Below are 17,780 nucleotides of genomic sequence, written 5' to 3'. Positions count from 1 at the left end.
GAATTGACAAACGCTTCCCCGCATGGATAAAATAAATGAGGATTGACAGGGGTAACGGCGAATGGATAAGAAAGGCAAAGGCGACAACCCTTGGCGCGCGGCCGCGTTGGTCGGCGCGATGGGGGCGGACGTAGCGGTTTGCGTCACCCTCGGCTATTTCCTGGGACGATGGCTCGGCGGCTCGCAAGGGTGGGTCGCGTTCGGCACGCTCGCGGGACTGGCCGTCGGCATTCTCACTTGCGTCTTGCTGGTGAAACGCTTACTGGAGGCTTCCGATGGTTGATCTGATAAACCGGGCCGTTCGAACCGCGCTTTTTTTTATGTCCGCGCTGCTCTTGGCTTGGGCCGTCGTGCCGGAAGGCCGGGCGGTCGCGGCCGGACTCGCGCTGGGCGTCGCGGCGAGCGTCGTGAATGCGCTTCTCTTGCGCAGACGCGTCGAAGCGTTGGCGAAGCTCGCGGCGGAAGGCCGCGCCGGGCGGGCAGGGCTCGGCATGGGTCCCCGCATCGCCACCGTGCTGCTCGCGGCGATGATCGCGTACCGGTACCCCGACGTATTCGCTTTACCCGCGACGTTGGCAGCTTGCTTTTTTGTCCAAATAGCGGTTTTTTTTACAGCGATTGCACAGAATAATCATCGATCCGATGGAAAGGGGTGAAGCACAGTATGCACTTATTTCCGGTTGTTGAAATCGCGGGATTGCCGTTCGACCTGTCGTCGATTCTCGCCATCGTCGTATCGGCGTTGATCGTATTCGTCTTGGCTAGAGCGGCGGTAGGCAATCTCTCGGTGACGAATCCGTCCAAGATGCAAAATTTCATGGAGTGGGTCATCGAATTCGTACACAATACCGTGGCCAGCACGATGCCGCTCGAGAAAGCGAAACGCTACATATCGCTCGGGATGACGCTCATTATGTTCATCTTTATCTCGAACCTGCTCGGTCTGCCGTTCGGTATCGTATGGGCGGTGCCGGAAGATCATCACGGCCCGGTCACGTTGTTCGGGTTGGAGCTCCTTTCGAAGGAAGCCGTCGAGGCGGCGCACGCCGCGCACGAGCATCTGGCGTTCGCGTTTTGGAAATCGCCGACGGCGGACATTGCCGTAACGGCAGGCCTTGCGATCACCGTGATTTTCTTGGTCCACTTCTTGGGTCTCAAGGACAACACGAAGCATTACCTGAAACACTATTTCGAGCCGTTCCCGATTTTCTTCCCGCTGAACATTTTGAAGGAGCTCGCGAAGCCGCTCACGCTGGCGCTGCGTCTCTACGCGAATATTTTCGCGGGCGAGGTGTTGATTTCCACGATTCTCATGATGGGCTGGATCGGCATTCCGCTGATGGCGGCATGGCAAGGCTTCAGTATTTTCGTCGGCGCGATTCAAGCGTTCCTGTTCACGATTTTGACGATGGTGTACATTTCGCAAGCAACGGTGCACGACGAGAGCGCACACTAACGGCGCTGTCGTAACATAACAACTCATTGAACCCATTTAAGGAGGATTTTCACTCATGGAATTTTTGGCAGCTGCATTGGCAATCGGTTTGGGCGCGCTCGGCGCAGGTATCGGTAACGGTTTGATCGTCAGCAAGACGGTAGAAGGCATCGCGCGCCAGCCGGAGCTTCGCGGCACGCTTCAGACGACGATGTTTATCGGCGTCGGTATCGTCGAGGTCGTTCCGATCATCGGCGTCGTCGTCGGCTTCCTGATGTTCTTCGGAGCGTAAGCCGCTCATAAGTCGCGTACAGGCGCGGAGGCTTCTGCCCTCCACGCCTTCCGTTTGGAATCAGCCCGTTGCGGCTGTCGGGAAGGACTCGTAGAAAGGAGTGTCGGCTTTGGAATTTGTATGGACGTCAACCGTCATTACGATTATTGCGTTCGCGTTGTTGTATTGGCTGTTGAACAAATACGCGTTCGGTCCTTTGTTTAACATCATGGAGCAGCGCAAGCGTCTCGTCGTCGGCGAGCTCGAGCAGGCGGAGACGAACCGGAAAGAGAGCGCGGCGCTTCTCGAAGAGCAGCGCAAGGCGATCGAACAAGCCCGCAAGGAAGCGCAAGACATTGTGGAGCAAACTCGCAAGGTCAGCGCGAAGACGGCGGAAGACTTGATCGAGGCGGCCAAGAACGAAGCGATTCGCTTGAAGGAAGCCGCGCAGCAGGATATCGTCAGCGAGAAAAACCAAGCGATCGCCGAGCTTCGCAAGCAAGTCGGCGAGATGTCCGTCAAGATCGCTTCGAAGATTATCGAGAAGGAAGTCGACGCGGCGTCGCAGGAAGCATTGATCGATAAGTACCTGAAAGAGGTAGGAAGCCGATGAGCGCCATGGCGGTAGCGGCGAAGCGGTACGCGAAGGCGCTGTTCGCCGTCGCGAAGGAGAAGGGCGCGGTCGAAGAAACCGGCGCTCAGCTCGAAGCGGTAGCGGCGTCGCTCGGCGATGCCGACGTCCGCGCGTTCTTCGAGCACCCGAACATTAGCGCGGAAGCGAAAGTGAACGCGCTGCAATCCGCCGTAGGCGGACAAGTTTCCGACTACGTGGCGAACACGCTCAAGCTGCTCGTCGAACGCGGCCGCAGCGCTGCGATCGGCGCCGTAGCATCGGCGTACCGAGCGATCGCGGACGAGGCGCTCGGCCGCGCGCAGGCGAAAGTCACGTCGGCGTTCGCGCTGACGCCTGAACAAGAACAAGACATCGCGGCGAAGTTCGGCGCGCTGACGGGCAAGCAGGTAACCGTCGAAACGAAGGTGGACGCATCGCTTCTGGGCGGCATCCGCGTTCGCATCGGCGATACGCTGTACGACGGCAGCTTGTCGACGCAGCTGTACGAGATCGAGAAATCGTTTAATAACGCACGATAGGGGTGAACGTTCGTTGAGTATCAGACCCGAAGAAATCAGCACGCTCATTAAGCAGCAGATTGAACAATATCAATCCGAAGCTCACGTCGCGGAAGTCGGCACCGTCATCCAGATCGGCGACGGCGTCGCGCGCGCCCACGGGCTTTCGAACGTTATGGCCGGGGAGCTCCTCGAATTCGAGAACGGCACCGTAGGCTACGCTTTGAACCTGGAAGAAGATAATGTCGGTATCGTTATCTTAGGACAATACCACGACATCAAAGAAGGCCAGCAAGTGAAGCGCACGGGCCGCATCATGCAGGTGCCGGTCGGCGAAGCGCTGCTCGGCCGCGTCGTCAACCCGCTCGGCCAGCCGCTCGACGGCAAGGGCCCGATCGAAACGACGGAAATGCGAAACGTCGAATCCCCTGCGCCGGGCGTTATCGACCGGAAGTCGGTACATGAGCCGATGCAGACGGGCATCAAGGCGATCGACTCGATGATCCCGATCGGCCGCGGCCAGCGCGAGCTCATCATCGGCGACCGCCAGACGGGCAAGACGTCGATCGCGATCGACACGATCTTGAACCAGAAGGGCACCGGCGTCATTTGTATCTACGTCGCGATCGGCCAGAAGCAATCCACGGTCGCTCAAGTCGTCGAGACGCTCCGTCGTCACAATGCGATGGACTACTCGATCGTCGTGAACGCAGGCGCGTCCGAGCCGGCTCCGCTCCTTTGGCTAGCGCCGTATGCGGGCGTATCGATGGGCGAGTACTTCATGTACAAAGGCCAGCACGTCCTGATCATCTACGACGACTTGACGAAGCAAGCCGCGGCGTACCGCGAGCTTTCCTTGCTGCTCCGCCGTCCTCCGGGCCGCGAAGCGTATCCGGGCGACGTCTTCTATCTGCACTCCCGTCTGCTCGAGCGCGCGGCGAAGCTGTCCGACGAGCTGGGCGCAGGCTCGATTACGGCGCTGCCGTTCATCGAGACGCAGGCGTCCGACGTCTCGGCTTACATCCCGACGAACGTCATCTCGATCACCGACGGACAGATCTTCCTGGAGTCCGATTTGTTCTACTCGGGCCAACGCCCCGCGGTCAACACCGGTATTTCGGTATCCCGCGTAGGCGGTTCGGCGCAAATCAAGGCGATGAAGAAAGTCGCCGGCACGCTGCGTCTCGACCTCGCGCAATATCGCGAGCTCGCCGCGTTCGCGCAGTTCGGCTCCGACCTCGATAAGTCGACGCAAGCCCGCCTGACGCGCGGCGCGCGCACGATGGAAATCTTGAAGCAAGGCGTACATGAGCCGATGCCGGTCGAGAAGCAGGTCATCAGCATCTACATCGCGACCAAGGGCTTCCTGGACGATATTCCGGTCGCGGACGTGCTTCGTTTCGAGAAGGACTTCCACGGCTACGTCGACGCGAACTATCCGCAGATCTTCAGCGCGATTCGCGATACGAAGGACCTGAGCAAAGACACCGAAGCACTCATTACGGAAGCGGTGGAAAAGTTCAAAAAGGGCTTCTCCGTCTCGGCGTAAAGCGCGGAAGGAGCGTGACTAAGCATGGCTAAAGGAATGCGCGATATTAAGCGCCAAATTAAAAGCATTCAAAATACGAAGCAAATCACGAAGGCGATGGAGATGATCGCGGCGGCGCGCCTCAAGCGGGCGCAGGACGCCGCGCAGTCCGCTCGTCCATACGCGGAGAAGCTTCGCGAAGTAATCGGGGCGATCGCGTCCGCTGGGGGCGCGAATCACCCGATGCTCGAGAAACGGCCGATCAAGCGGACGGGCTATATCGTCATTACGTCCGATCGGGGCCTCGCCGGCGGGTACAACGCGAACCTTCTCCGGAAGGTCATGCTGACGATCCGCGAGAAGCACAAGTCCAACGCGGACGAATACATGATTTTCGCGATCGGCCGCAAGGGGCGCGACTTCCTGCGCCGCCGCGGCGTCGCGCTGGCGTACGAAAAAACCGGCCTCGCCGATTTCCCGCGCTTCTCCGACATTAAGGAGGTCGCGGCCGGCGCCGTGAAGGCGTACGAGGAAGGCACGATCGACGAATTGGTGCTCGTGTACAACGAATTCCAATCCGCGATCTCGCAGCGTCCGGTCGACAAAGTGCTGCTGCCGCTCGGCGAGACGGCGAGCGGCAAGGCCGGCGCGACGGCGACGTACGAATTCGAGCCTTCGCCGGACGTCGTGCTGAGCCACATTCTCCCGCGATACGCGGAGACGCTCGTGTACAGCGCAGTGCTTGAAGGCAAAGCGAGCGAATTCGGCGCCCGCATGACGGCGATGAGCAGCGCGACGAAGAACGCGACCAAGTTCATCAATTCGCTTACGCTGCAGTACAACCGTGCGCGACAAGCGTCGATCACGCAAGAAATTACAGAGATCGTAGCGGGCGCGAACGCGCAAAGCTAAGCGCCGCTATTTCGTAATGTATGACGCTTCTTTGCTTGACGAACGGCAACGAGGCGCTGCTAAGCAAGATCGTGTTTCACAGTTGAGCAAGGAGGGACTACGATGGTTAAAGGACGCATTCTCCAGGTTTTGGGCCCGGTCGTCGACGTCGAATTCGAACGAGGACAACTGCCCGAAATCTCCAATGCGGTAAAATTGTATCGCGCCGGCGACGGTTCGGCGGTGACGACGGCGGAGGTCGCGGTTCACCTCGGCGACAACGTCGCGCGCACGATCGCGATGTCCTCCACGGACGGTCTCGTCCGCGGCGGCGAAGCGGTCGATACGGGCGCTCCGATTTCGGTGCCGGTCGGCGCAGCGACGCTCGGCCGCGTATTCAACGTATTGGGCGAGCCTATCGACAACGCGGGCGAGGTTTCCCGCGACACCGTGCTGCCGATTCACCGGCAAGCGCCGGCATTCTCGGAGTTGTCCACGCAAGCGGAAATTCTCGAGACGGGCATTAAGGTTATCGACCTGCTAGCGCCTTACGCCAAGGGCGGCAAGATCGGCCTCTTCGGCGGCGCCGGCGTAGGCAAGACGGTCTTGATCCAGGAGCTCATCAACAACATCGCGCAAGAGCACGGCGGTATCTCCGTATTCGCAGGCGTGGGCGAGCGTACCCGCGAAGGGAACGACTTATACCACGAGATGAGCGACTCCGGCGTTATCAGCAAGACCGCGATGGTGTTCGGTCAGATGAATGAGCCGCCAGGCGCGCGCCTTCGCGTCGCGCTGACGGGTCTGACGATGGCCGAGTTCTTCCGGGATCAGGAAGGCCGCGACGTGTTGTTGTTCGTCGACAACATCTTCCGCTTCACGCAGGCGGGTTCCGAAGTTTCCGCCCTTCTCGGCCGGATGCCTTCGGCCGTAGGCTACCAGCCGACGCTCGCGACGGAGATGGGGCAGCTGCAAGAGCGTATCACGTCCACGAAGAAGGGTTCCGTCACGTCGATTCAAGCGATCTACGTTCCTGCGGACGACTATACCGACCCGGCTCCGGCGACGACGTTCGCGCATCTCGACGCGACGACGAACCTCGAGCGAAAAATTTCCGAGCTCGGCATCTACCCGGCCGTCGATCCGCTCGCTTCGAGCTCCCGGATTCTGACGCCCGCCGTCGTAGGCCAAGAGCATTACGATGTCGCGCAGGGCGTAAAGCGTCTGCTCGCCCGCTATAAAGAATTGCAAGATATCATCGCGATTCTCGGTATGGACGAATTGTCCGACGAAGACAAGGTGACGGTCGCTCGCGCTCGCCGCGTACAACGTTTCTTGTCGCAGAACTTCCACGTCGCCGAGCAATTCACGAACCAACCGGGTAAATACGTTCCTGTTAAAGAGACGGTTCGCAGCTTCAAAGCGATCCTCGACGGCGGATACGACGATCTTCCAGAAGCTGCTTTCCTCTACGTGGGCACGATCGAAGAAGCGGTAGAGAAAGCAAAAACATTGTGATCGGGGGTCAGTAGACCATGAGCTCAATGTTGTTGGAGATCGTAACGCCGGAGCGGAAAATTTACGGCCAAGAAGTGAACCTGATCGTGGCCAAGGGCATCGAAGGGGAGCTCGGCATCCTGCCGAACCACATCCCGATGGTGACGCCGCTGCGCATCGCCGCGGTGACCGCGAAGGTGCAGGGCCAGAAGGACCATGTCATCGCCGTTCACGGCGGGTTCATGGAAGTGCGGAAGGACAAGGTCGTCATCCTGGCGGAAAGCGCCGAGCTCCCGGAGGAGATCGACGCCGACCGCGCCGCTCGTGCGAGGGAGCGCGCGGAAGCGCGCCTTCGCGAGGCGAAGAAGGAGAAGATCGACTTCCACCGCGCGGAGCAAGCGTTGGCGCGCGCGATGCTGCGGATGAACGTAAAGAACCGGGACCTGTAAGAGGTCGAAGCCAAAGGCATTGTCAACAAGTAGGAAACTACTTGAAGGCAATGCCTTTTTTGTTTTTCCGAAAGACGCCCTGTCCTCCTCTGTCAACAGAAAGATAAACACGCGAAAAGGATTAGACGAAAGTCACAAACGGTGGGAAAATTTGAAAGGACTATGAGTTAAAGGTCCTTCTCGTTTTGGGACTAAAGTTGCGTTTATCCGAATAGGTTTATCCGAAGAGGAGGAGTTTTTTATATATGTTTATTTTGAATAGGTGGGAACGAAAACGCGGACTGCCGCTCCTAATGGCTTGGATCTTGGCATTCATGTCGCTCGCGCCGAGTGCCGGGACGGTGTATGCCGATGAGGGGGACGTAGTTTGGCCGGCATTCGTAACGTATGTCGACCGCTCGGGCACGGCCTATTTCGATCCGTCGAACGAGCCCGGCATCAGCCCGGACGACGTCGACTTTACGAGCGGCGCGATGAAGGGGATCGGGGATCGTCCTTCCTTCTATGTCGGCAGCGATGCGGAATATTTGTATTTCCGAATGCGGCTGCTCGGCGACCCCCGAGATACGAAGGGCGGATTTCTATCATCGGTGTGGATGGTGCAGCTGTACCAGAACGGTTCGCAGATTGCCACGGTCGGCTTGGACGGGAAATCGCCGCATATCGACTATACCTATGTCGCGAACCCATCCGGTTCCTCCGTTTTGAAGCTTGAGCAGACGGATTCATCGGGAAGGGCCGTGCCCGGCACCGCGGTCAGCGAGGATACGAACGGCGATTACTTTCTCGATTTTCGCATCGCCAAGAGCGGCATTGCGACGATCGCGCCTAGCGTTGACTACGCGGGACTCTTCCAGTTTTCTTTCGCGACGTCGAAGTCTGCCAATTTGTCGGTCATCAATAAGGAAGAGGCTTCCGGCGCTGGCGCATACGCGGAGGCGGCCGGCGCCTTGGAAATTTATTTGCCTACGATCGCGATTACGGGGATGGCCGCTTCCGGCGCTGCGTTCCCTTCTACGATTTCCGGGACGACCACGCAGGTGCAGGACGGTGAGACGGTTACATTGACGATTACGTCGATGTCTTCGGGCGTTGTCGTCCATACGAAGGAAGGGGTTCCGGTCGCCTCCAACGGGTGGACTGCGGGTTCGCTCCCCGCGCAAAATCCGGGAACGTACGAGATCGTCGCCACGGTGACGAACGAGTACGAGGATACTGCGACGACCAGCCAAATGTATACGGTGACGAGCACCGAGTCGAACGTAACGATTAACGATCCGGAAAGCTACTCGACGTTCGAATTTCCGTTAAGCTTCTCGGGCACGTACGCGCGAAGCGGCGGCGGGCAGCCGAATGTCGGCCTGAAAATTTATAAACTGCCGAACGAGTCGACGGTTATTGCGGAAACGACGTTCAAAGTGAACGGCTCCGGACCGTGGACCGGAACGTTCGCTTCCTACCCGGGGACGCTGACGCCTGGCTCTACCTACAAAGTTGTCGCTTACGACACGGCGGTCCCGAGCGTGAACGACGTTCAAATCATTCATTATGTCGCTAACAACTTGACCTTGTCCGCTCCTGGCCTCGCGGGAACGCAAGTGCAATCCGTGAACCCGATGCCGACGATCGCGGGTACCGCGAGCGCGAATGAAACTGTAGCGCTCTATATTGACAACGTATTTTTCCGCAACGTTGTCGCGGACGAGAACGGAGATTGGACTACGACGATCGATAAGCCGTTGGCGCCGAATCCCGGAAGCTACTACGCCTTCACGGCGAAAGTGTTCGCCGGCGGGGACGAGTCGACGGCGGTCGAAAAGACGGTCGGCTATCGCGTACTTTCCTATGATGTAAGTATCGAAAACGAGCTCGTGGAGGGCGAAGAGGGCGATTACTACATCAATAACGTCGAACCGACCTTCCGCGGGAAATCGACCGACACGACCGTGAACGTGACGATCGAGGATCAGACCGGTGATGCGGAGCCGATCTCCTTTTCTAATGTGACTGTAATCAACAATAAATGGTCCGTCGACGTGGCGGGCAGCGGACGCGCGCTCGAGGACGGACATGATTATCTGATCACGGTCAGCTCCGTGCAAGACCCGACGAAGACGGCCGTCTTGCTTGCTCGCGTGAAGGTTTCTACGTATATCACGATCCTGCCTGCGCCGGACAGCGTGGTGGGCGCCAATCAGGCGCTGTCAGGGAAGGCGGACCCTGAGGCCGATATTGCCTTGATCGTAGACGGGACGTCCGCGGCCGAGACGAAAGCCGATGAGAACGGCGACTGGTCTTACGCGGGGTTCGTATGGACGGAAACGCACCAGATTGCCGCGACCGCATCGGATTTCGTCGGCAATACGGCGTCCGCTTCAACGACGCTTCATCTGAACGGAACGGTAACGAATTATACCGTTACATTCGATTCGGATGGCGGGACCGCGGTCAATGCCGTATCCGTGCTCGCGAACGCGAAGTTGACCGCTCCGGCGGATCCGGCGAAGGACGGATTCATCTTCCTAGGCTGGTATACGGAGGGCTTGACGGACGCGTACGATTTCGATGCGGCCGTAACGGCCAACATGACGCTGTACGCGAAGTGGGGAACGAAGCCGGCTGCGCCGACCGTGCGCATCTCGGAAGATGCGAACGACGACGGATATATCAATCTTGCGGAGCTGTCGGGCGACATCGATGTCGTCGCCGGACTGCCGGACGCCGCGAAGGCGGGCGATGTGCTCCTGCTCGTCGCCGGAGCGACGACGAGAGAGGTTACATTGAACGCCGATATGGTAGATGCGGGGGAGTCGAGCGTCGCCTTCCCGGCGGCGCTCGACGGCGCCACCTTCGAGGTCGTCGCGACGATTACCGACGAGCATGCGCTCACCTCCGACGAGGCGACCGACGCCGCGGTCGTCGATACGACGGCGCCGACAAGGCCGACGGTGACGACGCAGACGACGAACGATACGACGCCTGCGATCCACGGGACGGCAATCGTCGAGCCGGGCGGAACATTGACGGTGACGGTTTCGGGTGCTGTATACGGCGTCGGGGAGCATTTGACGCTGGCCGGAACGAATTGGACGCTGCAAATCCCGTCCGAGCTCGCGGCCGGCACCTACGACGTGACGGCGACGTCGGTCGACGCCGCCGGCAACGCGTCGACCGACGCGACGAGCGAGGAGTTGACCGTCAAGACGGGGCTCGAGATCGGACCGATCGACATGACGGATGGGACGGACACCGGTACGTCCGCGGACGACGAGCTGACGAATCACGGACTGCCCGTATTGACGTTCGAAGGCGAACCGGGGTTGACAATCGTCCTGGAAGGCCCGTCGAGCGTTACGCTGGACGTGTATGCGCATTATGACGTCGCGTATGACGGAGGAACGTACACGGTGAAGCTGTTGGACGCGGCGCCGGGGGCGGGCGAGTCCGACGACCCGTTCGGGACGTATGCGGCCGGAATGCCGACCGGGAACGATGCGAACGTCGGCGACGGCACGTACACCCTGAAGGTTACGGACGACGCCGGCAACGAAGGGACGGTCGGCACGTTCGAAATCGATACGACGGCGCCGACGGCGCCAACGGTTGTACCGCTCGAGACGGACGACACGACGCCGACGATCGAGGGCGCCGCAGCGCTCGGAGCGGGCGAGTCGTTGACCGTCGAAGTCGACGGCGTCTCGTACGAGGTCGGCGCGCACCTGACGTTCGGCGCGGGCGCATGGGCATTGACCGTACCGAATGCATTAGCGCTCGGGACCTATGACGTCACGGCGACGGCTTCGGACGAAGCCGGTAACGCCGCGACGGACGCGACCGCGGAGGAGCTGACGATCGCGGCGACGCCGACGGCGAAGGGCGGCGTGACCGGCGTGCTTCGCAGCTCGACCGGAGGCGTCGTCAGCGGCATCGCCGTCGTCGCGCTGAACGGGAACGGCGACGTGATCGGCAGCTCGACGACGGACGATACGGGCGTATACCTCATCGAGGAGCTGCCGGCGGGGCCGATGACCGTCGCCGTACGAAATTCGACGGAGACGTTGGTGTCCGCGGACGTCGCCATTCCGGCGGAGGACGTGGTCGAGCAAGATTTGACGCTGCCGTCGCGGGCGACGTTGACGTTGGATGCGGACCCGGCGAACATCGTGGGCGACGGGAAGTCGACCAGCGCCTTGACGGCGACGCTGCTCGACCTGGAGGGCGCGGCGATCGAAGGGGCGACGGTGCGATATGACGCTTCGGCGGGCGTCGTCAGCGTCGACGAGGCGGTGACGGACGCCGAAGGACGCGCCGCGGCGACGTTGACCGCGCCGCAGCTGTCCGGCGTCGAGCCTCGCGAAGAAACGCTGCTCGTCGTGGTCCGCGACCTGGAACGGGGCGTCTTCGCGGAAGAGGAAATTACGATTACGCTGCTTCCGGCTTCGATCCAAGGCATCGTCATGTCGGGCGGAAAGCCGGTCGCGAACGCGGTCGTGACGATCGACATGGTCATCGACGGCGTACCGTTCACGGTGTCGGCCGTGACGGGCCCGGATGGGCGGTATACGCTGGTCATTCCGAAGGTCGACTTTACGTATATCATTCAGGTGAAGGCGCCGATCGTCGTCGAAGGCAAGACGGTCCTCGTCGAGTTCGAGCAATCGACGACGGTCGGCGAGGACACGGCGCCGGGCGAGACGGTCGCCGCAACCAATAAGATTGCCGGCCACTTATTCATCGCCGGCGCCGCGGGCGCCGACGGGCCGCTCACGATCGGCGACGTCTTGACCCACTCGGAGCCGATCATCGGCAGAATCTTTACGGCCGACGGCGAGGAGCTGCTCGGGAAGTCGTTGACGATCGGGCCGGACGGCAAATATCAGTTCGATCAATTGCCGAAAGGCACGTACTCGCTGTTGTTCCAAATTAACGCGCCGACCGGCGAACGGCTGGCGGGCATTCGAAAGACGGTCACCATCGGGGAAGACGGGGAAATCGTCATCGAGCCGGGCTTGATCGATCCGTACGGCATCGTACGGAACGCGGTAACGAACGAGCCGGTCGAGGGCGTAGATATGAGGCTGTATTGGGCGGATACGGAGCTCAACGCCAGCTACGGGCGTACGCCTCACACGCTTGTGCCGCTGCCGGTGCTCGGCGATTTCGCGCCGAACGAGAACCGCAATCCGCAATCGACGACGGCCGCCGGGGAATATGCATGGATGGTGTTCGCCGACGGAGATTATTATCTGATCGGCGAGAAGGACGGATATCTCGTCTTCGACAGCCGGGAGGACGACCGCGAGGTCGACTTAGACGATAGCTGGATTCGGGACGGCATTATTCACGTCGGGGAGACGATCGTGGAGTACGACTTCTCGATGGATCCGATCCTTACGGCCCCCGCGGCGCCGACGGAGCTGCGCGCCGAGGACGTGACCGAGACGAGCGCCGTATTGATCTGGAATCCGGTTGGCGGTCCGGGGGCGATCGTATATGACCTGTACCGCGACGGCATCTTGCTGGCGGGCGGTTTGACGGGAACGACCTACGAAGACGAAGGTTTATCCCTCGGGACGACGTATGTATACGAGGTCGTCGCAAGGAACGTCGTCGGCTCGTCGCCGAAGTCCAACCCGGCGGAAGTCCGCATCCAGTCCTTAGACGAAATTAACGAGGACATCAAGGACGCTTTGAAGAAGCTGAAGGTGCAATATGCGCCCGGAGACATTTGGGAGAGCATCACGCTCCCGTTGTTCCTGGTGAAGGACGGCACGCACCAAACCGTCGTCGGGTGGACGTCCAGCAACGAAGAAGTGATCAAGGTTTCGGCGGAGGCGGTATACGACGACGACGAGAACGGCGCGATGGAGTTCGTCGCGTCCGTCAACCGGAAGTCGACCGACACGAGCGTCATCTTGACGGCGACGGTCAGCAAAGGAAGCGGAACGCCGCTCAGCCGAACCTTCCTCTTAATCGTCAAGAGCACGGCCGTCGAGGAAGCAAAGGAGACGAAGCCGCGCGAGGAGAGCAAGGTTACCGTGAACGGCAAAGACGTCGCCGTCGATATTAACCGTACGGTGTTGTCCAACGGAAACAAGATCGATAAACTGATCGTGTCTACGGGGGCGATGGACGATTTGCTCGACGCGAACGAAGGCTCGCCGGAGCTGAAGCTCGAGTTCGGCGACATGTCGGAGGCGGGCGTCGCCTCCCGGGCCGACGAGCTGGCCGTCGAGGTGCCGATCGGCGCGATCGATAAGCTGACCGCGGCGAACGCGCTGCACGTCGCTACGCCGGAAGGCTCGGTGAAGCTCCCGGGCGCGACGCTGACGGCCATCCAAGACATGGGCACCGACGTCTTCTTCCGGATCGTTCCGGTTCGGGACGCGGCGAAGCTCACGGATATCGCCGACGAGGCGAAGCAGCAGGCGGCAGTCCAGGCCGCGATCGGTACGGGCGAGGCCGAATTCCTCGACATTCCGCGCCAGATCGAGACGAATTATACCGGCTTAGCGACGGAAGTCGTCCTGCCGCTGACGCGTCTGACCATACCAGCGGAACCGGTGGCGAGGCAACGTTTTCTGGATTCGCTCCGGGTGTATATTCAGCATTCTGACGGAACGAAGCGGGTCGTGGGCGGGTCGAACCCGGGCGACATTCCCGGCACGATCGTTTATGAAGGCGGGACGCCGGTCGGCATTGCGTTCACGATTACGAAATTCAGTACGTTCACCATGTTCCGCGTTGCGGACGCGGCGCCGGCGCCGGTTGTGTTCATTCCTCCGGCCCTGCCCGCGGTCGAGGTCGTCTCGACGAACGTGAACGTCGCGTCTCCGGAAGCGGGCGTCATCGAAATCACGTTGACCCGCCCTCCGGGCGACGTGGTCGACGAGGCGTTCACGGTTACGGTCGGCGGCAAGCCGGTCGCGGTGGAGAAGGTCGAGGTCGTCGGGGAGAAGCTCATCCTCCATACGGCTGAACCGATTCCGCCGGGCTACCAGGTCGTGGTCGTTTACCGGGTCGAGGGGGCGGCCGGCGCATTGGCTTCCTTCGAGCTCGAATGGACGAATGCGGATAAGCACGAGAAGTACATTAACGGGTACCCGGACCGCACGTTCAAGCCGGCGAACGACATTACGCGGGCGGAGGTCGCGGCGATCCTGACCAGGCTGCTGGGCCGCGGCGGTGAGCGGCGGCAGGCCGTCTCGTACCCTGACGTCGCGTCGTCGCACTGGGCATCGTCCAGCATCGAAGTCATGACCGAAACCGGCATTATGGAAGGATACGACGACGGGGAGTTCAAGCCCGATCGGCCGATCACCCGCGGGGAATTCGCGGCCGTCTTGCTCCGGTTCCTCGGGCGGGCCGACGTCGCCGCGGCTGCGCCGGGCACCGCTTATGCGTTTCCGGATATCGCGGACCACTGGGCGAAGGATCTGATCGTGGCGCTGAACGACGCGGGCATCATGCTCGGGGAGGACGGGAAGTTCTACCCCCGCCGCAACTTGTCCCGCGCCGAAGCCGTAACCGCGATCAACCGGGCGATCGGCCGCGGCGAGCTGATCGGCGACTTCTCGCCTTCTTGGCCCGACGTACCGAAGAGCCATTGGGCGTACGGCCACGTGGAAGAAGCGTCGCGCACGCACGAGTACACGCGGGTAAACCCGGACGCCGAGCAATGGATTCGGTTTTTGGATTAAAACAGCTAAACATTTCGGAAAAGGAAACAGGAGGACTCCCGCGCCCGCGGAGGTCCTCCTGTCTTTTATTGCGTTACAATATTGCCACTTTGCCGTGCATGCGACGCAAGTACGCGATTTGACCGGCATGGAACGCTTCGTGATGGATTAATTGCTGCACGAGTTCGTATTTGGACGGCGCCCCCGGCTGCGCGTCCAGCAGCGCTTCGTCGCCGAGCGCCAGCGCTTGGTCTCTGAAGGCGTTTCGCGCTTGCTCCAGCGCCTCGATGGTTTGGCGCCAAGCGTCCTCCGCCAAAGTTGTCGGCGTTTCCACCCAGCTTCGGCTCTCGTCCCAGCGTCCTTCCCGACCGCGCAGCCGCTCCGTCACTTCTTCCGCGCTATAGGCGAGGTGCTGCACGATCTCGTAAATAGTGTGTCCGCCTTGCGGCGGGCGCCGGATCGCCTCGTCCGCGGACACGGCGCCGAGTAAATCCTTCAAGGATGCGTGCCAATGGTTCCCGTGGTAAATCATATCCATCTGACGGGCGATGGACGCGCCGGGGTACAGCGTAGTCGGCATAGCACTAACCTCCATAATAAACTATGATGGTTATATAGTAGCTTGGAAGGGTTGCCATTGTCAAACCGAAATGGTACGGTCAATACAAAACGAAGGGATCGGCGGGGATCGGCACGTGAAGGACGACGGGAAACAAGTCGCGCCGCGTTTTAGTTTTCTTGGCGGCGCGATGCCGCTTGATTTTTGCAATACGGTCGACTGGCATTCCAGCGACGCGCCGACGGACCGGCTGCGAGGGTATGAGGACGTCGTCCTCTGGGCCGTCGCCGCCGGCGTCGCGTCCGAAGATGCCGGGAATGCAATGATATGGGCCGCTCGGTCGTCGCCGGCAGAGGCGGAGGCGGTTTTCGCGGAGGCGCGCTCGCTTCGGGAGACGGCCTTTCGCCTCTTTACCGCCGAAGCGCACGGGAAGGCGCCGGCGCCTGCGGACGTTGCGGCGCTGAACGCGGCGTGGACCGACGCGAGCTCGCAGCTGGTATTGACCTATACCGAAGACGGCTATGCTTGGAAGTGGCGCGACGAAATCCGGGAAGCGGCGACGGCGGCATTGCGGCAGCCGCTTTACGCCGTCGCGCGCGCCGCCGTCGAATTGCTGCTCTCTCCGCAGGCGCGGCACATTCGTCGCTGCGAAGGCCCGCCCGGCTGCGGGTGGCTGTTTCTCGACGCGTCGAAGAACCGAAGCCGCCGTTGGTGCAGCATGCAGGATTGCGGCAACCGGGAGAAGATGCGGAGGTACCAACAGCGGAAAAAGGAGAGCCGCGGGAGCGGCCGGGCGCCGTAGCGCCGGGAGGTCGGCGCGAATCGGGTGCCTTCCGATCCGCTTTCGCAACAAAAACTGCCGCTCTTGCCGGGCCTGCTTCTTTGCATGTACTCCGAAGGGAGTTTTTGTGTTAGAAAGCGCGAATCGGGTGCCTGCCGATCCGCTTTCGCAACAAAAACTGCCGCACTTGCCGGGCCTGCTTCTTTGCATGTACTCCGAAGGGAGTTTTTGTTATAATGAGAACGGTTTTATAGGCAAACATTACTATTTCCATAAACACGCCTTATGCGACGCGACAAGGAGGATTCGAAAGCTTGGAACATTACATGAACAACTACGTGTTGGTGGCCATTTTCGTGGCGTTGGGGATCTTCCTCCCGGTGGCCGCGTTGACGCTGGGCCGCTTCCTGAGGCCTCACAAGCCGACCCCGCAGAAGCAAACGACGTACGAGAGCGGCAACGAACCCGTCGGCTCCGGGCAAGTGCGGTTTAACATCCGGTATTACTTGTTCGCGTTGATGTTCGTCATTTTTGACGTGGAAGCCGTGTTTCTGTATCCGTGGGCGGTCGCTTACGATAAGCTCGGGCTGTTCGCCGTCGTCGAGATGCTCATCTTCGTCTTATTGCTCGTGATCGGACTCATCTACGCTTGGAAGAAGAAGGTGTTGAAATGGACCTCGATTTAAGCAAAATTTCGCCGGAAGAACATGAAGAGATGCAGCGCAACGTGTTCATGACGACGCTCGAGCAGCTGAAGGCATGGGCGCGAAGCAATTCGCTCTGGCCGATGACGTTCGGCCTCGCCTGCTGCGCCATCGAGATGATGGGGACGGGCGGCTCGCACTACGATCTCGACCGGTTCGGGGTCATCTTCCGGACGTCGCCGCGTCAGTCGGACGTCATGATCGTAGCGGGCACCGTAACGAAAAAGATGGGGCCGCTGCTCCGAAAGCTGTACGACCAGATGCCGGAGCCGAAGTGGGTCATCGCGATGGGATCCTGCGCGACCGCGGGCGGACCGTACGTAAAGTCGTATTCCGTCGTGAAGGGCGTCGACCAGATCGTTCCTGTAGACGTCTATATCCCAGGCTGCCCGCCGAATCCGGCCGCGCTCATCTATGGCATTAACAAGCTACAGGAGAAAATCCGGTACGAGGCGAAGACCGGGAAGCGGGTGACGAGTCAGTGACGGAAGAGGATAAAATCAAGAAAGCCGCGGAGGAGCTGGCGAAGGCATCCGGTGGAAACCCGCCGGAGCCGGCGCCGGAGGGCACCGACGTGTCCATGCCGCAAAACGAAGCCGAAGTCGAAAAGTTTAAGCCCGAGCCCGACAAGGACGGAGCCATTCATACCGACAACGTCGGGGAAGTCGTCAAGGTCGTGGACGGCCACGCGACGCCGACGGACGCGACCGTAGCGAAGGCCGTCGAACGGCAAGCGAAGGGCGACGAGGTCGACAAGGAACAGGCGCGCGATGCCGCTGCTGCGGCGGAGGGCAAGAAGGAGCTCGCCGAGACGAGCGGCGCCGATTCCCAAGGCGAGACGGAGAAGGCGGCGCC

General features: G+C 60.7%; 16 protein-coding genes. 15 read left to right on the top strand and 1 reads right to left on the bottom strand.

Annotated features, from left to right (window positions below):
- The first annotated feature begins 61 nt into the window (after positions 1-61).
- The 11 genes from VEZ38_RS19140 (at position 62) to VEZ38_RS19090 (ending at position 14,902) form a co-directional block, all read left to right on the top strand.
- Complete coding sequence (locus tag VEZ38_RS19140) at positions 62-283, top strand: hypothetical protein (RefSeq protein ID WP_324896378.1); 222 nt, start codon at positions 62-64, stop codon at positions 281-283.
- Positions 276-656, top strand: a complete 381-nt coding sequence (locus tag VEZ38_RS19135; protein WP_324896376.1) for an ATP synthase subunit I — start codon at positions 276-278, stop codon at positions 654-656. The genes VEZ38_RS19140 and VEZ38_RS19135 overlap by 8 nt, the downstream gene beginning before the upstream one ends.
- 8 nt (positions 657-664) lie before the next feature.
- Entirely contained in the window at positions 665-1,456 is a 792-nt protein-coding gene (atpB, locus tag VEZ38_RS19130; RefSeq protein ID WP_324896374.1) for a F0F1 ATP synthase subunit A, read from the top strand.
- Positions 1,457-1,511: 55 nt separating this feature from the next.
- Positions 1,512-1,727 (top strand): F0F1 ATP synthase subunit C, encoded by a 216-nt coding sequence (atpE, locus tag VEZ38_RS19125; RefSeq protein WP_324896372.1) that lies wholly within the window; start codon positions 1,512-1,514, stop codon positions 1,725-1,727.
- 100 nt (positions 1,728-1,827) lie between these two features.
- Positions 1,828-2,319 carry a F0F1 ATP synthase subunit B gene (gene atpF / locus VEZ38_RS19120; RefSeq protein ID WP_324896369.1) on the top strand — a complete coding sequence of 164 codons (492 nt, stop codon included), beginning with the start codon at positions 1,828-1,830 and terminating at the stop codon, positions 2,317-2,319.
- The gene (atpH, locus tag VEZ38_RS19115) at positions 2,316-2,858 is read left to right on the top strand and encodes an ATP synthase F1 subunit delta (protein ID WP_324896367.1); all 543 of its coding nucleotides are present in this window, start codon (positions 2,316-2,318) and stop codon (positions 2,856-2,858) included. Before atpF ends, atpH begins: the two co-directional genes overlap by 4 nt.
- Positions 2,859-2,871: 13 nt before the next feature.
- Entirely contained in the window at positions 2,872-4,386 is a 1,515-nt protein-coding gene (atpA, locus tag VEZ38_RS19110; protein WP_324896365.1) for a F0F1 ATP synthase subunit alpha, read from the top strand.
- A 24-nt stretch (positions 4,387-4,410) separates the two neighbouring features.
- Positions 4,411-5,277: an ATP synthase F1 subunit gamma gene (gene atpG, locus VEZ38_RS19105; RefSeq protein ID WP_324896363.1), complete on the top strand. Its 867-nt coding sequence runs from the start codon at positions 4,411-4,413 to the stop codon at positions 5,275-5,277.
- 102 nt (positions 5,278-5,379) lie between these two features.
- On the top strand, positions 5,380-6,774 hold the full coding sequence (gene atpD / locus VEZ38_RS19100; RefSeq protein WP_324896361.1) for a F0F1 ATP synthase subunit beta: 1,395 nt from the start codon (positions 5,380-5,382) through the stop codon (positions 6,772-6,774).
- A gap of 17 nt (positions 6,775-6,791) precedes the next feature.
- Entirely contained in the window at positions 6,792-7,202 is a 411-nt protein-coding gene (locus tag VEZ38_RS19095; protein ID WP_324896359.1) for a F0F1 ATP synthase subunit epsilon, read from the top strand.
- A 245-nt stretch (positions 7,203-7,447) separates the two neighbouring features.
- Positions 7,448-14,902 (top strand): S-layer homology domain-containing protein, encoded by a 7,455-nt coding sequence (locus tag VEZ38_RS19090; RefSeq protein WP_324896357.1) that lies wholly within the window; start codon positions 7,448-7,450, stop codon positions 14,900-14,902.
- 73 nt (positions 14,903-14,975) lie between these two features.
- Here VEZ38_RS19090 and VEZ38_RS19085 read toward each other — a convergent pair whose 3' ends face one another.
- A complete protein-coding gene (locus VEZ38_RS19085) occupies positions 14,976-15,461 on the bottom strand; it encodes a DinB family protein (RefSeq protein WP_324896355.1) in 486 nt (161 codons plus the stop codon).
- A 115-nt stretch (positions 15,462-15,576) separates the two neighbouring features.
- Here VEZ38_RS19085 and VEZ38_RS19080 point away from each other — a divergent pair, with 115 nt between their 5' ends.
- The 4 genes from VEZ38_RS19080 to VEZ38_RS19065 form a co-directional block, all read left to right on the top strand.
- Complete coding sequence (locus VEZ38_RS19080; RefSeq protein ID WP_324896353.1) at positions 15,577-16,242, top strand: CGNR zinc finger domain-containing protein; 666 nt, start codon at positions 15,577-15,579, stop codon at positions 16,240-16,242.
- 305 nt (positions 16,243-16,547) lie between these two features.
- On the top strand, positions 16,548-16,907 hold the full coding sequence (locus tag VEZ38_RS19075) for an NADH-quinone oxidoreductase subunit A (RefSeq protein WP_324896380.1): 360 nt from the start codon (positions 16,548-16,550) through the stop codon (positions 16,905-16,907).
- Positions 16,892-17,410, top strand: a complete 519-nt coding sequence (locus tag VEZ38_RS19070; protein WP_324896352.1) for an NADH-quinone oxidoreductase subunit B family protein — start codon at positions 16,892-16,894, stop codon at positions 17,408-17,410. Before VEZ38_RS19075 ends, VEZ38_RS19070 begins: the two co-directional genes overlap by 16 nt.
- Positions 17,407-17,780: hypothetical protein (locus VEZ38_RS19065; RefSeq protein WP_324896351.1), on the top strand; the 374-nt coding region annotated here is incomplete at its 3' end. The genes VEZ38_RS19070 and VEZ38_RS19065, both read left to right, overlap by 4 nt.

This window comes from Paenibacillus sp. (assembly GCF_035645235.1).
Taxonomy (GTDB): Bacteria; Bacillota; Bacilli; order Paenibacillales; family YIM-B00363; genus Paenibacillus_AE.
The sequence above is the reverse complement of the archived record's forward strand: the minus strand, read 5'-3'. Positions and strand labels throughout refer to the sequence as shown.

Coding starts and splice junctions, on each gene's coding strand:
- VEZ38_RS19140 (WP_324896378.1), top strand. CDS start 62: ATGGATAAGAAAGGCAAAGGCGACAACCCTTGGCGCGCGGCCGCGTTG.
- VEZ38_RS19135 (WP_324896376.1), top strand. CDS start 276: ATGGTTGATCTGATAAACCGGGCCGTTCGAACCGCGCTTTTTTTTATG.
- atpB (WP_324896374.1), top strand. CDS start 665: ATGCACTTATTTCCGGTTGTTGAAATCGCGGGATTGCCGTTCGACCTG.
- atpE (WP_324896372.1), top strand. CDS start 1,512: ATGGAATTTTTGGCAGCTGCATTGGCAATCGGTTTGGGCGCGCTCGGC.
- atpH (WP_324896367.1), top strand. CDS start 2,316: ATGAGCGCCATGGCGGTAGCGGCGAAGCGGTACGCGAAGGCGCTGTTC.
- atpG (WP_324896363.1), top strand. CDS start 4,411: ATGGCTAAAGGAATGCGCGATATTAAGCGCCAAATTAAAAGCATTCAA.
- atpD (WP_324896361.1), top strand. CDS start 5,380: ATGGTTAAAGGACGCATTCTCCAGGTTTTGGGCCCGGTCGTCGACGTC.
- VEZ38_RS19095 (WP_324896359.1), top strand. CDS start 6,792: ATGAGCTCAATGTTGTTGGAGATCGTAACGCCGGAGCGGAAAATTTAC.
- VEZ38_RS19090 (WP_324896357.1), top strand. CDS start 7,448: ATGTTTATTTTGAATAGGTGGGAACGAAAACGCGGACTGCCGCTCCTA.
- VEZ38_RS19085 (WP_324896355.1), bottom strand. CDS start 15,461: ATGCCGACTACGCTGTACCCCGGCGCGTCCATCGCCCGTCAGATGGAT.
- VEZ38_RS19075 (WP_324896380.1), top strand. CDS start 16,548: ATGAACAACTACGTGTTGGTGGCCATTTTCGTGGCGTTGGGGATCTTC.
- VEZ38_RS19070 (WP_324896352.1), top strand. CDS start 16,892: ATGGACCTCGATTTAAGCAAAATTTCGCCGGAAGAACATGAAGAGATG.